Origin of the sequence: Streptomyces flavofungini (genome assembly GCF_014650815.1) — a bacterium.
GTDB lineage: Bacteria > Actinomycetota > Actinomycetes > Streptomycetales > Streptomycetaceae > Streptomyces > Streptomyces flavofungini.
Genome location: NZ_BMVR01000014.1, coordinates 153,048 through 166,475, shown reverse-complemented (window position 1 = coordinate 166,475; position 13,428 = coordinate 153,048). Strand labels below are relative to the sequence as shown.

Genomic DNA, 13,428 nt, shown 5'->3' with positions numbered 1-13,428 from the left:
CCCCGGCGGCCGGGTGGGGGCGGCGGGCGCTGCCCTGGGGCCCGATGGCGCGGCTCGTGGGGCGCCGGGCGGTGTTCGCCGTCCCCGTCCTCATCGCCGTCACCTTCGGCGTCTTCGCCGTCGCCGAGGCCTCGCCCTTCGACCCCGTCAAGGCGTACGCGGGCACGGCCGGGCTCACCGCGTCCCAGGAGAACCTCGACCAGCTCCGCGCCAACCTCGGCGTCGACAAGCCGCTGGTCGCGCGCTGGTGGGACTGGCTGACCGCCGCCCTCCGCGGGGACCTCGGGGACTCCCACACGCTGCGCCAGCCCGTCGCCGACGCCATCGGCGAGCGCATCGGCTGGTCCGTGCTGCTCGCCGCGACCGCCTTCGTCCTCGCGATCCTGCTCGGCTCGGCCCTCGGCGTGCTCGCCGCGCGCCGCCCCGGCGGCTGGATCGACCGCTGCGTGACGTCGCTCGCGTACACCCTGGAGGCAGCGCCGCCGTTCTGGCTCGGCCTGCTCGCCGTGTGGTTCTTCGCCCTCAAGCTGGGCGTGCTGCCCGCGGGCGGACTCACCGACACTTCCAGCACGGTGGTGACGGCCGGACAGGTGACCAACCACCTCGTGCTGCCCGCCGCCGTCCTCGCCGTCTCCCAACTCCCCTGGTTCGTCCTGTACGTACGCCAGGGCGTCGGCGACGCGCTCGGCGACGACCCCGTCCGGGGCGCCCGCGCGCGGGGCCTCGCCGAGCGGACCGTGCTCCTCAAGCACGCCTTCCGCTCCGGCATGCTGCCCGTGCTCACCCTCGTCGGCTCCCGCGTGCCCGAACTCATCACCGGCGCGCTCCTCGTCGAGACCGTCTTCAGCTGGCCCGGCATCGCCGCCGCGACCGTGCAGGCCGCCACCTCCGTGGACTTCCCCCTGCTCGCCGCGCTGACCGCGCTCGCCACGGTGGCCGTGCTGCTCGGCAACCTCCTCGCGGACCTGCTGTACGGGCTCGCCGACCCGAGGGTGGGATTCGATGGCTGACACCCGCAGTCCGCAGGCCGAGGCGTCGCAGACCGACCCCGCCACCCAGGTCACCTGGCGTTCCGCGACCGGCCGCGCCGCCGCGGGCACCCGCAGGTCGTCCCGCTCCACCCGCGCCTGGCGGGTCTGGAGCTCCGCCGCGATCGTCGCCGCCGTCGTCCTCGCCGTGCTGATCGTGCCGCCGCTCGTCGACCTCGACGAACAGGCCGTCCACCTCGCCGACAAGCTCCTGCCGCCGTCCCTGTCCCACCCGTTCGGCACCGACGACGTCGGCCGCGACCTGCTCCTTCGCTGCGTGTACGGGCTCCGCGTCTCCCTGCTCGTCGGTGTGGTCGCCGCCGTCGTGGCCACCGTCATCGGCACCGCGGTCGGCGCCCTCGCCGCCGCGTCCGGCGGCTGGGTGGACCGCGTCGTGATGCGCCTCGTGGACGTCTTCTCCTCCGTGCCGCACCTGCTGCTCGGCATCTTCATCGTGGCGATGTTCCGGCCCGGTGTATGGCCGGTCGTGATCTCCGTGGCGCTCACGCACTGGCTGTCGACGGCCCGCATCGTGCGCGCCGAGGTCCTGTCGCTGCGCTCGCGCCCGTACATCGACGCCGCCATCTCCGGCGGCGCGTCCCGCTGGCGGGTGACCCTGCGCCACCTGCTCCCCGGCGTCCTGCCCCAGGCGGGGCTCGCCGCCGTCCTCATGGTCCCGCACGCCATCTGGCACGAGTCCGCCCTGTCCTTCCTCGGCCTCGGCCTCCCCACCCACCAGGCCAGCCTCGGCACCCTCGTCCAGGGGGCCCGCAGCTCCCTCCTCGCCGGTGACTGGTGGCCCACGCTGTTCCCCGGCCTCTTCATCATCGTGCCGACCCTCGCCATCGCGGGCCTCGCGGGCGCCTGGCGCGACCGGATCAACCCGCGCCGCCGATCGGAGCTGATGTTGTGAGTGGGGCGTCGAATGGGGCGCGGGCCGGTGCCGCGGCCGGGGCGTCGGCCGGGGCCGAGGGGTCCGCTGGGGCCGAGGCCGGGCCGTCGGCCGAAGCCGCGCCCGAGCTGTCGGCTGGAGCTGGCGCCGACGTCGAGCGGCTTGCTGAAGCGGTAGCCGCACCTGGGCCGTCCGCTGCGGCTGAGACCGGGGCCGAGGGGTCCGCCGGGGCCGCAGCCGAGCCGTCGGCCGGAGCTGGCGCCGCAGCCGAGCCGCCCGCCGGTGCCGAAGCCGCGCCCGGGGCCCCCGCCGAGGCCGGGCACTCCACCACGCCCGACGACGTGGTGGAGCCGTCGGGCCGCGCCTGCGCCGACAGCGCCTCGGCGCCGCCGACCGTCCTCTCCGTACGCGGCCTCTCCGTCCGCTTCCGCATGCGCGGCGGCGCCCACGTCGCCGCCGTCACCGACGCCCGCTTCGACCTCGCCGCGGGCGAGTGCCTGGCGCTCGTCGGGGAGAGCGGGTGCGGCAAGTCCGTGCTGGCGTCCGCGCTGCTCGGGCTGCTGCCCGAGAACGCGCAGACGGCCGGTGCCGCGCTGCTCGGCGACGGCACCGACCTGCTCACCGCCGACGAGCGCACCCTCGCCCGCACCGTGCGCGGGCGGCGCGTCGGCCTCGTACCGCAGAGCCCGGCCGCGCACCTCACCCCCGTCCGCACCGTACGCTCCCAACTGGAGGAGACCCTGCGGGAGTTGACGGGCGTCCGGCGGCCCGGGCTGCGGCAGGCCGGGGAGGCAGCCGCCGAGCGCGCCGCCTTCCCCCGCGGGCACCTCGACCGCTACCCGCACGAGCTGTCCGGCGGGCTCGCCCAACGCGCCGCCACCGCCCTCGCGCTCATCGGCGACGCCCCGCTGCTCCTCGCGGACGAGCCCACCACCGGCCTCGACCGCCAGCTCGTCGACCGCACCGTCGACGAACTGCGACGGCACGTCGGCGACGCCCGCGCGCTGCTCCTCATCACCCACGACCTGGCGGCCGCCGAACGCATCGCCGACCGCGTCGCCGTCATGTACGCGAGCCGCATCGTCGAGATCGCCGACGCGGCGGACTTCTTCGGTGCTCCGGGACCCCGGCACCCCTATGCGCGCGGGCTCCTGAACGCCCTGCCCGACCGGGAGTTCACGCCCATCCCGGGCCTGCCGCCCGAGCTGTCCGCGCTGCCCGCGGGCTGTGCCTTCGCCGCGCGCTGCGACCGGGCCGACGACGCCTGCCGGTCCGTACCCGCGCTCGGTGCCGCCGGTGCCGCCTGCCACCACCCGGTCGCCGCCGCCCTGGAGGCGTCCCGTGCTTGAACTGCGTTCCCTGACCGCCGGTTACGACCGCCGCGACCCCGTCGTCCGCGACGTGAGCCTCACCGTCGCCGCCGGCGAGTCCGTCGGCCTGCTCGGCCCCAGCGGCTGCGGCAAGTCGACCCTCGCCCGGGTCGCCGCGCTGCTGCACCAGCCCGACCGGGGCCAGGTCGTCATCGACGGCGAACCGGCGCGCGGCTGGCGCCACCGGGCCCCGCGCGCCCAGCGCACCGCCTTCGGCGTCGTCTTCCAGCAGCCCCGCCTCTCCGCCGACCCGCGCCTCACCCTCACCCAACTCGTCGCGGAGCCCCTGCGGGCGACCGGCCGAGCCGTCGAAGTCCCGGACCGGATACGGGAGTTGGCCCGCACCGTCGGCCTCGGCGAGGACCTGCTCGGCCGCCGCCCGCACGAGGTCAGCGACGGCCAGCTCCAGCGTGCCTGCCTCGCCCGCGCCCTGGTCCTGCGCCCGCGCTGGCTGATCTGCGACGAGATGACGGCCATGCTGGACGCGTCCACGACGGCGGCCCTGGTTTCCGCCGTCGAGACCTACCGCGCCGACAGCGGCGCCGGGCTGCTCGCCGTGGGCCACGACAAGGTGCTGCTCGAGCGGTGGTGCGACCGGACGGTCCACTGGGACGAGCTGGCGCGGTCGTAGGCGGGGCGCGGGACTGCGGGGGCCCCGAGCGCCGATGTCCCTTCGGGCCACCGGCGTTCAGCCGGACCACCGGCGTTCGTCCGGGCCACCGGCGTCCGTTCAGACCACCGGCGCCTGTCCAGACCACCGGCGTCCGTCCGGGCCACCGGCGTCTGTCCAGACCACTGGCGTCCGTCCGGACCACTGGCGTCCGTTCAGACCACTGGCGTCTGTCCAGACCACCAGCGCCCCCCGGACCTGCGGCTTCCCTCCCGGGGCCTGCGGTGTCCCCCCCCGAACCTCCGGCATCCGTCCACCCTGGTGCGCCCCGCCCATCGGGCCGTGAGCTCGCGTATTGCGTTGGACCGGCGCGGTCCGTCTCTGGGAGCCTTCGGTGGGGCTGGAGCGAGGTCCGGTTCCGGGGAGGGGCGTGGCCGGGGCGGTCGCGCACCCGCGACCACCACGGGACCGTCGGTGGGGGCCCGCAGCGACCAGGAGGAGCGGCCGTGGAACTCCACGAGTACGCGCGGTGCGACGCCGTCGGGCTGCGTGAGCTGATGGTGGCCGGGGAGGTCACCGCGGCTGAGGTGGAGACCGTCGCGCGGCACGCTGTCGAGCGGGCGGACGCGGAGGTGAACGGCCTGGCGGCGCCGGTGTTCTCGCCGGCCCTCGACCACGCCGGGCAGGGGGCGCTCGCCGGGGTGCCGTTCCTGATCAAGGACGGCGGGCCGATGGCCGAGGGCGTGGAGTTCTTCGCCGGGAGCCGTAGCCTCTCCGGGGTGCGCGCCCGGCACGATCACGACCTGATGGGGCGGTTCCGGGCCGCGGGCCTTGTCACGCTGGGGCTGACGACGGCCCCGGAGCTGGGGCTGAGCTTCGCCACCGAGCCGCTGCGTACCGGGCCGACACGCAATCCCTGGGATCCCGGCCGGGGTGTGGGCGGGTCCAGCGGCGGCGCCGCCGCGATGGTCGCCGCCGGGGCGGTGCCGCTCGCGCACGCCAACGACGCGGCGGGCTCCCTCCGCATCCCCGCGTCCTGCTGCGGCCTCGTGGGCCTGAAGCCGAGCCGGGGCCGTACCCCGTGCGGACCCGACAGCGGAGACCCGGCCTTCGGCGCGGCGTCCGAGTTCGTGCTGACCCGCACGGTGCGTGACGCCGCGCACGTCCTGGACGCCGTCCGGGGTCCGGGGCGCGGCGACAAGTACACGGCGCCGCCGCCCCCGCGCCCCTACGCCGACGAACTGCCCGCAGCTCCCGGCCGGTTGCGGGTCGCCGTCACCACCCGGGCCTGGTCCGGAGCGGGCGTGGACACCGAGGTGGCCGCCGTGACGCTCCGCGTGGCCGGGCTCCTCGCGGAGATGGGCCACGACGTCACCGAGACGAGCCCCGCACTGGACTGGGAGGACGTCGTGCGGGGTGCGGAGGCGGAGGTGTTCGCCGTCGCCGCACCCTTCCTCACCGCACCCCGGCGGCCCGACCCGGCCAGGATGGAAGCCGTGTCGCGACAGGTCCTGGCGGAGGCCGACCGGCTCGGCGCGCTCGGCCTGATGGCCATGCTCGACGCGCAGAACCGGGTGAGCCGGTCGGTGGGCGCGTTCTTTGCCGACCACGACCTGCTCGTCACCCCGACGCTCGGGCAACTGCCCCCGCCGCACGGCACGCTGTCGTCCGACGAGCCCGGCCACACCGCGGTGAGCTGGCTGCGCAAGCTGTTCGACGTCGGCCCCTTCACGGTGGTGTTCAACCTCGCCGGGCAGCCCGCCCTCAGTCTGCCGCTGGGGTGGAGCCGGGGCGGACTGCCGATCGGGGTGCAGTTCGTCGCCCCGTACGGCAGGGAAGACCTGCTGGTCCGCCTCGGCGCCCGGCTCGAGGAAGCCCTGCCCTGGCGGAGCCGGACACCGCCCGCCTTCGTGGGCAGCCGCTGAGCCCCAGCCGCAGCCCCGCTCCACCCGCTGCCCCCGGTGCCCTCAGCCCCGCTCCACCACCAGCACCTCCACCCCCCGCTCCCGCATCCCCCGCACCTCGTCCCGCGCCAGCCCGTCGTCCACGACCACCACGTCGAAGTCCGTGAGCGGCGCGAGGGCGTACAGGCCGTCGCGGGTGAACTTGGTGTGGTCGGCGAGGAGCACGCGACGGGTGGCCGCCGCCATCATCGCCCGCTTGACCTGCACCGTCTCCGGTGACGTGTGATAGCAGCGGCCGCGGGTCACCGCCGTCGTCGACATGAAGAGGACGTCCGCGCGGAACGCCGCCACGCTGTCGGCGGTGTGCAGGCCCATGAACGCGTCGTACGCGGGGAAGTAGGCGCCGCCGAGCGCGATGAGGGAGACGCCGGGCTCCTTGGCGAGCGCCGTGATCGCGGGCAGCGAGTTCGTGAGGACCGTGAGCGGGGTGTGCTCGGTCAGTTCGCGGGTCAGGTGCAGGCACGTCGTGCTGTCGTCGAGGAGGACCGTCTGGCCGGGGACGAGGAGGCGGGCGGCGGCGCGGGCGAGGTGTTGTTTCGTCTGGGCCATCGTCGTCATGCGCTCGGCGACGCTGCCGTGGAACTGCGCCGAGGGCAGCGCCGTCGCCCCGCCGCGCACCTTCCGCAGCCAGCCCTGCGACTGGAGGAAGTCCAGGTCGCGGTGGACGGTCATCAGGCTGACGCCGAACTCGTCGGCGAGGTCCGCGGCCCGCACGAAGCCACCCGCGACGACCAGGTCCCGGATCCGACGCCGCCGCCGCTCACGGGCCTCGACACGGTCGGCGGGTTCGGCGGGCCCGGTGGGCTCGACACGCTCGACGCGGTCGCCGGGGCGGGCACGGTCGGCTCCGGAGTCCTCGGCGTCGGTCATCACTGCGCCTCCCGGGGCCACCTCGTGTGCGGCACTCATGTGTGAAGTCTCCGAGTGATGATCTCATGTACTTCACTCGGGGCGCGAGGCCCTTCCCCAGTACGGCAGCAGCGCACACGGCCCTTCTCACGCGGCCCGCAGCCCACCCCACGTGAGGATTCGCGAACTGTTTGACGTGCCTTTTCGGCCAGTTGTTTGCTCTCCCCAGCCCGGCCGCCGCCGGACCGGACCGGCACCGAACAGGTCCGCCGACACCACCGCCCCCAGGGGGAGCTTCGATGACGAACAGCCCCGTGCCGCGTTCACTCTTCACACGCGCCGGTGTCCCGGAGCCCCTCTCCTGGGGCTACCTCGGCCTGCTGGTCTTCATGACGGGCGTCGGCATCGAGGCCGGGTTCCTCTCGCCGTACCTGGAAGACCTCGGCATCCCCTCGTCGCAGGTCGCGATGGTGTTCACCGTGTACGGCGTCACCGGCGCCGTCGCCGGATGGCTGTCCGCCGCGCTGTCCGACCTGTGGGGTCCGCGCCGTGTGATGTGGCTCGGCCTCGGCGCCTTCGTGGTCACGCACGTCTTCTTCCTCGCGGTCGCCGTCCCCAGCAAGGCGTATCCCCTGCTCCTGCTCGGCTACGGCCTGCGCGGCCTCGCCTATCCGCTGTTCGCGTACGCGTTCCTCGTGTGGATCGCCGCGGTCGCGCCGCCGAAGCAGATGGGCAGCGCCATGGGCTGGTTCTGGTCGGCGTTCTCCGCGGGCCTGCCGACGCTCGGCTCGCTCACCGCGAGCCTGCTCATCCCGGGGGTGGGGGAGCGGGGGACGCTGTGGGCCGCGCTCGGCGTGGTCGTCGTCGGCGGACTGCTCGCGCTGCTCCTGGTCCGGGAGCCCACCGGGGCCGCGCGGCTCGCCCCGGCGGGGGAGCGCCCGCTGGCCGGGCTGGTCGGCAGCCTCACGATCCTCGTCCGGGAGCCGCGGGTGGGTGCCGGGGCCGTGGTGCGGATGCTCAACACCGCCTCGCAGTTCGGCTTTCTGGTGATGCTTCCGGCGTGGTTCATGCACGAGGTCGGGCTGTCAGGCGCCCAGTGGCTCAGACTCCTTGCCATCATGTTCGCCACGAACATCGTCACGAACCTGCTGTTCGGCGTCGTCGGGGACAAGGTCGGCTGGCGTACGACGGTCGCGTGGTGCGGCGGCGTCGGCTGCACGGTCTCGACGCTGCTCCTGTACTACGTCCCGGCGGCGGCCGGCGCGCAGTACGCGCTGTGCGTCCTGGTCGCCGTGCTCTACGGCGCCACCCTCTCCGGATACGTGCCCCTGTCCGCCCTCATGACCGCCATCGCGCCCGCCCACAAGGGTCAGGCCATGGCCGCCCTGAACCTCGGGGCCGGTGCCTCCACGTTCGTCGGGCCGCTGGTCGTCAGCCTCTTCCGGGGGCCGCTCGGCGTGGGCGGCGTCGTCTGGATCTTCGCGGGGTTCCACGCGGTGAGCGCCGCCCTCACCCTCGTACTGAGGACCACGGCCGCGGACAGCGGCCCCGCACCCGGCACCGTCGCGCACGCCGTCGCCACCCCTGCCACGAAGGGTCTGTGACCACCATGTCGGTACTCGCCATCGACGTCGGCACCACCATGATCAAGTCGGTCGTCTTCGACGACCAGGGCGGCGAACTCGCCGTCTCCCGGCTCGCCACCGAAGTGCAGCGCCGCCACCCCGGCTGGGCCGAGCAGGACATGGACACCGTGTGGAACGCCGTCGTCTACACCGTCCGCACCGCCCTGTCCGCCCTCGCCGAACGGCCCGGCGCAGCCGACCCCGTCTGGCTGGTGACGTTCACCGCGCAGGGCGACGGCGCCTGGCTGGTGGACGCGGCGGGGCGGCCCACCGGGCCCGCGATCCTGTGGTCCGACGGGCGCGCGGGCGACATCCTCACGCGCTGGGAACGCGAAGGCGTCCTGCGGGAGGCGTTCCGCCGCAACGGCTCACTGACCTGCAGCGGCATGCCGAACGCCGTGTTCAGCTGGCTCGGCGCCCACGACCCGGACCGCCTGGCCCGCTCCAGCGCCTCGCTGACGGCGGCGGGCTGGCTGTTCCTCAAGCTCACCGGCGTGACGGCGATCGACGAGTCCGACGCGTCGGCGCCGTTCCTCGACCACGCGACCGGCGACTACGACCCGGGGATCGTGGACCTCTTCGGCCTCACCGACTACGCGCGGCTGCTGCCGAAGGTCCTCGGCGAGGACGAGCGGATCGCCGAGATCACCGGTGACGCGGCGGCCCAGCTCGGCGTGCAGCCGGGCCTGCCGGTGGTGATGGCTCCGTACGACATCGCCTCCACCGCGCGCGGCGTCGGCGTCGTCAACCCCGGGCAGGCGTGCGGCATCCTCGGCACGACGCTGTGCACGGAGATCGTCCGCAAGGACGTCGACGCCACCGGGGAGCCGTCCGGCATCAACATCGCCTACCGGGGCCGCGAGCGCGTCCTGCGCGCCTTCCCGACCCTGAGCGGCGTCGAGGTGCTGTCCTGGGCGGCGCGCACACTCCAGCTCGAAGGGCCGCCGGAGCTGGGCGAGTTGGCGTTCTCGGCGCCGCCGGGGGCGCACGGCCTGATGTTCCTGCCGTATCTGTCCCCGGCCGGTGAGCGCGCGCCGTTCCTCGACCCGCGCGCCCGCGGCGCCTTCTGGGGCCTGTCCCTGGAGCACACCCCGGCCGACCTCGCCCGCGCCGTCTTCGACGGCCTCTCCCTCGTCGTCCGCGATTCGCTCGCCGCGTCCCGTACGACCGTGACGGAGCTACGGCTGTGCGGCGGCGGCGCCAACAACGACGACTGGTGCCGCCTCATCGCGGACGCCACCGGCGTGCCCACGGCCCGCTCGGGAGACACCGAACTCGGCGCCAAAGGCGCCTTCCTCACCGGCCTCGTCCTCACCGGCGCCGAGTCCAGCATGCACAGCGCGGCCGCCAAGTACGTTCGGATGCGCACCAGTTGGGAGCCCGACCCGGAGCGCGCCCAGTTCTACGCCGGGCTGTACGAGGAGTTCCTGCGGTGGCGGACGCTCGCGCGCGAGGCCGGGTGGACGGCGGCGCCCCCCGGATCCCGTACGACCGGATCCCTTGCCGCCCCACCCGGATCCCGCACCGCACCGCAAGGAGCCCCCCGTGCCTGACCCCGCACCCCGGCCGCCCCGGGAGCCCGCCGGACTGCCGCCCGAAGCCGTCTGGCTCGGCCTCGACCTCGGCACCCAGAGCGCCCGCTGCGTCGCCGTCGACTCCGCGGGCACCGTCCTCGCCGCCGCGTCCCGGCCGTTGACCAGCCACCGCGACGGAACCCGCCACGAACAGGACCCCGAGGAGTGGTGGACGGCCCTCACCGCCGCCTGCCGGGAGGCCACGGCCGCGCTCGACGACCCCGCCCGCGTCCGGGGCCTCGCCCTCGACGCCACCTCCGGCACCCTCCTGCTCGCCGACGGCCGGGGCGTCCCGCTCACGCCGGGCCTCATGTACGACGACGGGCGCGCCACCGACCAGGCCGTCCGCGTCAACGCGGTCGGCGGCGCCCTCTGGGGTGAACTCGGCTACCGCTCCATGCAGGCGTCCTGGGCCCTGCCCAAACTGCTGTGGCTCCTGGAGCGCACACAGGTGGCGGCGCGCCCGGACGTCCGGCTGCTGCACCAGCCCGACCTCATCACCTGGCGCCTGGCCGGGCACCAGGTCGCGAGCGACGCCAGCCACGCCCTGAAGACCGGCTACCACCTCGTCGACGAGCGCTGGCCGACGAAGGAGTTCGATCAACTCGACGTCCCCGCACGGCTGTTGCCCGACGTGGTGCGCCCCGGCAGCGTGCTCGGCACCGTGTGCGCGGCGGCCGCCGAGGCCACCGGCATCCCCGAGGGCACCGCGATCGTCGCCGGGATGACGGACGGCTGCGCCGCGCAGATCGGCGCGGGCGCGCTGGCGCCCGGCGCGTGGAACTCGGTGCTCGGGACGACGCTCGTCCTCAAGGGCACGAGCCCGCACCTCGTCCGCGACCCGGGCGGGGTCGTCTACTGCCACCGCGGCCCCGGCGGCACCTGGCTGCCGGGCGGGGCGTCCAGCAGCGGGGCGGGCGTGCTCGCGCGGGAGTTCCCGGGGGCGGACCTCGCGCGGCTCACGGCGGCGGGGGCCGCGCTCGACGGTGACGCGGTCGTGTACCCGCTGGTGTCGAGCGGCGGCGAACGCTTCCCGTTCCGGGCGGCGGACGCCACGCCCTTCGTCCTCGGCGAACCGAGCGGGGAGGCCGGGCGCTTCCACGCCCACCTGCTCGGGGTGGCCTGCGTGGAGCGGCTGTGCCTCGACTACCTGGACCGCATCGGCGCACCCGTCGACGGGCCGCTGACCTTCACCGGGGGCGGCGCGCGGAACGGCTACTGGAATCAGTTGCGCGCGGACGTCCTGGGGCGGCCGGTGCGCCTGCCCGAACAGGCCGAAGGAGCCGTCGGCATGGCCGTCCTCGCGGCGACGTCGAGCGGCGTGACCGTGCGGGACGCGGCCGCCGCGATGGTGCGTACGGGCGCGGAGATCCGCCCGGACCCGGTGCGGACGGCCCGCTGGACGCCCGTCCACCTCGGCTTCGTCGACGCGCTCGCCGCCCGCGGCTGGCTCGCCCCGGAGGTCGCCGCCCACGCCCGCGCGCGAGCACACCGGCCGGGGCCGCGGCGATGAGGCGGTCGGGCGAGGTGGCGGAACGCCGGTCAGCACGGGGGACGGAACACCGATCAGCACGGGGGACGGCACGCCGCTCAGCACGGGCGACGGAACACCGGTCAGCACCCGGGACAGCACATCGATCAGCAAGAGGGACTGCGCAGTGACCCACGTAATTCTCGTACGCCACGGCGAGACCGTCTGGCACGACGGCAACCGCTACGCGGGCCGCACCGACGTCGCGCTCACCCCGCGCGGCCGGCTGCAGGCCGCCGAACTCGCCGCCTGGGCGGCGGGGCAGCGCATCGACGCGGTGTTCAGCTCGCCGCTGTCGCGGGCGCGCCTGACGGCGGCGCCCGCGGGGGAGGCGCTCGGCCTGACGCCGCGCGTCGACGAGCGCCTCAGCGAGGTCGACTTCGGCCGCGGCGAGGGCCTCACCCGGGAGGAGATGCGCGCCCGCTTCCCCGGCGACCTGGAGGCGTTCCTCGACGACCCCGTCGCGCACCACCTGCCCGACGGCGAGGACCCGCGCGAGGCCGCCGCGCGCGCGAGCGCCTGCCTCGCCGACATCGCGGCCGCCTTCCCCGACGGCCGCGTGCTCGTCGTCGCCCACTCGACGCTGCTGCGCCTGACCCTCTGCGACCAGCTCGGCATCCCGCTGAGCGAGTACCGCAGGGTGTTCCCGCACATGGACAACGGCACCCTCACCGAACTGCGCCTGCGCGAAGGCCAGTCGTCGCTTCTGCGCTTCAACGCGCCCGCGCACCCCGCGCACTGACCCGGGGGCACCCGTTCCCCGCCCGCACGCACAGATTCCGTACACGCAGATCCCGTACGCCAGATCCCGTACGCACAGAAAGAAGTCCCTCATGAGCACCACCGGCCCCACGGGCGCCACCGCCGTCACCGTCCTGGCCGCGGGCGACCACTTCGTCCTGCCGCGCCTGCTCGGCGAGGAGGTCCGCAGGGCCACCGGCGGCGCCGTGGCCGTCCGTGAACTCACCCTGCCCTGGCCGCACACCCCCTTCGGCCCCGTCGGCGAGGTCATCGAGGCCTCCGGCACCGAGGACGAGCTGATCGAGGCGCTGCGCGGCGCCGAGGTGTGCGTGACGCAGATGGCGCCGCTGACCGAACGCGTCCTCGCGGCCTGCCCCGACCTGAAGCTGATGTGCGTCAGCCGGGGCGGCCCCGTCAACGCCAACCTGGAGGCGGCGACCCGGCACGGCGTCGCCGTCTGCTACGCCCCGGGCCGCAACGCCGTCGCCACCGCCGAGCACACCCTCACGCTGCTCCTCGCGGCGGCGCGCGGCGTCGGCGACACGCACACCGACCTGCGCCGGGGCGTCTGGCGCGGCGACTACTACGACTACGACAACTGCGGCATCGAGATCGAGGGCGCGACGGTCGGCCTGGTCGGGTACGGCGCGATCGGCAGCCGGGTCGCCCGGATCCTCGCCGCCATGGGGGCCGAGGTGCTCGTCCACGACCCGTACGTGGCCCCGGACGCGCTCGCCGGTGTCGCCGAACAGGTCACCCTCGACGACCTGTTGACCCGCTCCCGCATCGTCTCGCTGCACGCTCGTGTGACCGAAGAGACCACCGGGATGATCGGCGCCGAGCAGCTCGCCCGGATGCCGCGCGGCTCGGTCCTGGTGAACTGCGCCCGGGGCGCGCTCCTCGACTACGACGCCGTGTGCGACGCCCTGGACAGCGGGCAGCTCGCGGGGGCGGGCTTCGACGTCTACCCGCAGGAGCCCGTCCCCGCCGGATCCCGCCTCCTGTCCACCCCCGGCATCGTCATGACCCCGCACATCGCGGGCGCCAGCCAGGAGGTCGCCCACAAGGCGGCCCGCATCGTCGCGGCGGAAGTCGGCCGCTACCTGCGCGGCGAGCCGCTGGCCCACTGCGCCAACCCGGAGGTGACGGCACGGGGCTGAGGGGCCTGCCGTACGGGCGTGGCTCCCGGAGCGGGGCTCGGGGGCGACGGCACGAGACAGGGCTCCCGGTGCGGGGCTCGGGGC

At 75.1% G+C, this 13,428-nt stretch carries 11 protein-coding genes; 10 read left to right on the top strand and 1 reads right to left on the bottom strand.

Annotation, left to right across the window (positions count from 1 at the left end; translation table 11 throughout):
* Nucleotides 1-44 precede the first annotated feature (44 nt).
* The 5 genes from IE274_RS30950 to IE274_RS30930 all read left to right on the top strand — a co-directional run bounded on the left by IE274_RS30950 (nucleotide 45) and on the right by IE274_RS30930 (nucleotide 5,825).
* Nucleotides 45-1,010 (top strand): ABC transporter permease, encoded by a 966-nt coding sequence (locus IE274_RS30950; RefSeq protein WP_190119317.1) that lies wholly within the window; start codon nucleotides 45-47, stop codon nucleotides 1,008-1,010.
* Nucleotides 1,003-1,941: an ABC transporter permease gene (locus tag IE274_RS30945; RefSeq protein WP_190119231.1), complete on the top strand. Its 939-nt coding sequence runs from the start codon at nucleotides 1,003-1,005 to the stop codon at nucleotides 1,939-1,941. The genes IE274_RS30950 and IE274_RS30945 overlap by 8 nt, the downstream gene beginning before the upstream one ends.
* A gap of 410 nt (nucleotides 1,942-2,351) precedes the next feature.
* Entirely contained in the window at nucleotides 2,352-3,269 is a 918-nt protein-coding gene (locus IE274_RS30940) for an ABC transporter ATP-binding protein (RefSeq protein ID WP_190119316.1), read from the top strand.
* Nucleotides 3,262-3,921 carry an ABC transporter ATP-binding protein gene (locus IE274_RS30935; RefSeq protein ID WP_190119230.1) on the top strand — a complete coding sequence of 220 codons (660 nt, stop codon included), beginning with the start codon at nucleotides 3,262-3,264 and terminating at the stop codon, nucleotides 3,919-3,921. Before IE274_RS30940 ends, IE274_RS30935 begins: the two co-directional genes overlap by 8 nt.
* A 485-nt stretch (nucleotides 3,922-4,406) precedes the next feature.
* Nucleotides 4,407-5,825, top strand: coding sequence for an amidase (locus IE274_RS30930; protein WP_190119229.1), 1,419 nt, complete (start codon nucleotides 4,407-4,409; stop codon nucleotides 5,823-5,825).
* A gap of 42 nt (nucleotides 5,826-5,867) precedes the next feature.
* Here the strand turns inward: IE274_RS30930 and IE274_RS30925 are convergent, their stop codons facing one another.
* Nucleotides 5,868-6,773 carry a DeoR/GlpR family DNA-binding transcription regulator gene (locus IE274_RS30925; protein ID WP_229909920.1) on the bottom strand — a complete coding sequence of 302 codons (906 nt, stop codon included), beginning with the start codon at nucleotides 6,771-6,773 and terminating at the stop codon, nucleotides 5,868-5,870.
* Nucleotides 6,774-7,012: 239 nt separating this feature from the next.
* On the opposite strand from IE274_RS30925, the gene IE274_RS30920 reads away from it, so the two are divergent.
* The 5 genes from IE274_RS30920 (at nucleotide 7,013) to IE274_RS30900 (ending at nucleotide 13,344) form a co-directional block, all read left to right on the top strand.
* Nucleotides 7,013-8,317 (top strand): MFS transporter, encoded by a 1,305-nt coding sequence (locus tag IE274_RS30920; RefSeq protein ID WP_190119228.1) that lies wholly within the window; start codon nucleotides 7,013-7,015, stop codon nucleotides 8,315-8,317.
* Nucleotides 8,318-8,322: 5 nt separating this feature from the next.
* Nucleotides 8,323-9,891 (top strand): FGGY-family carbohydrate kinase, encoded by a 1,569-nt coding sequence (locus IE274_RS30915; RefSeq protein ID WP_229909937.1) that lies wholly within the window; start codon nucleotides 8,323-8,325, stop codon nucleotides 9,889-9,891.
* A complete protein-coding gene (locus tag IE274_RS30910) occupies nucleotides 9,884-11,425 on the top strand; it encodes an FGGY-family carbohydrate kinase (protein ID WP_229909919.1) in 1,542 nt (513 codons plus the stop codon). Before IE274_RS30915 ends, IE274_RS30910 begins: the two co-directional genes overlap by 8 nt.
* A gap of 145 nt (nucleotides 11,426-11,570) precedes the next feature.
* Nucleotides 11,571-12,185 (top strand): histidine phosphatase family protein, encoded by a 615-nt coding sequence (locus IE274_RS30905; RefSeq protein ID WP_190119227.1) that lies wholly within the window; start codon nucleotides 11,571-11,573, stop codon nucleotides 12,183-12,185.
* A 91-nt stretch (nucleotides 12,186-12,276) separates the two neighbouring features.
* Nucleotides 12,277-13,344 (top strand): 2-hydroxyacid dehydrogenase, encoded by a 1,068-nt coding sequence (locus tag IE274_RS30900; RefSeq protein WP_190119226.1) that lies wholly within the window; start codon nucleotides 12,277-12,279, stop codon nucleotides 13,342-13,344.
* Nucleotides 13,345-13,428 lie beyond the last annotated feature (84 nt).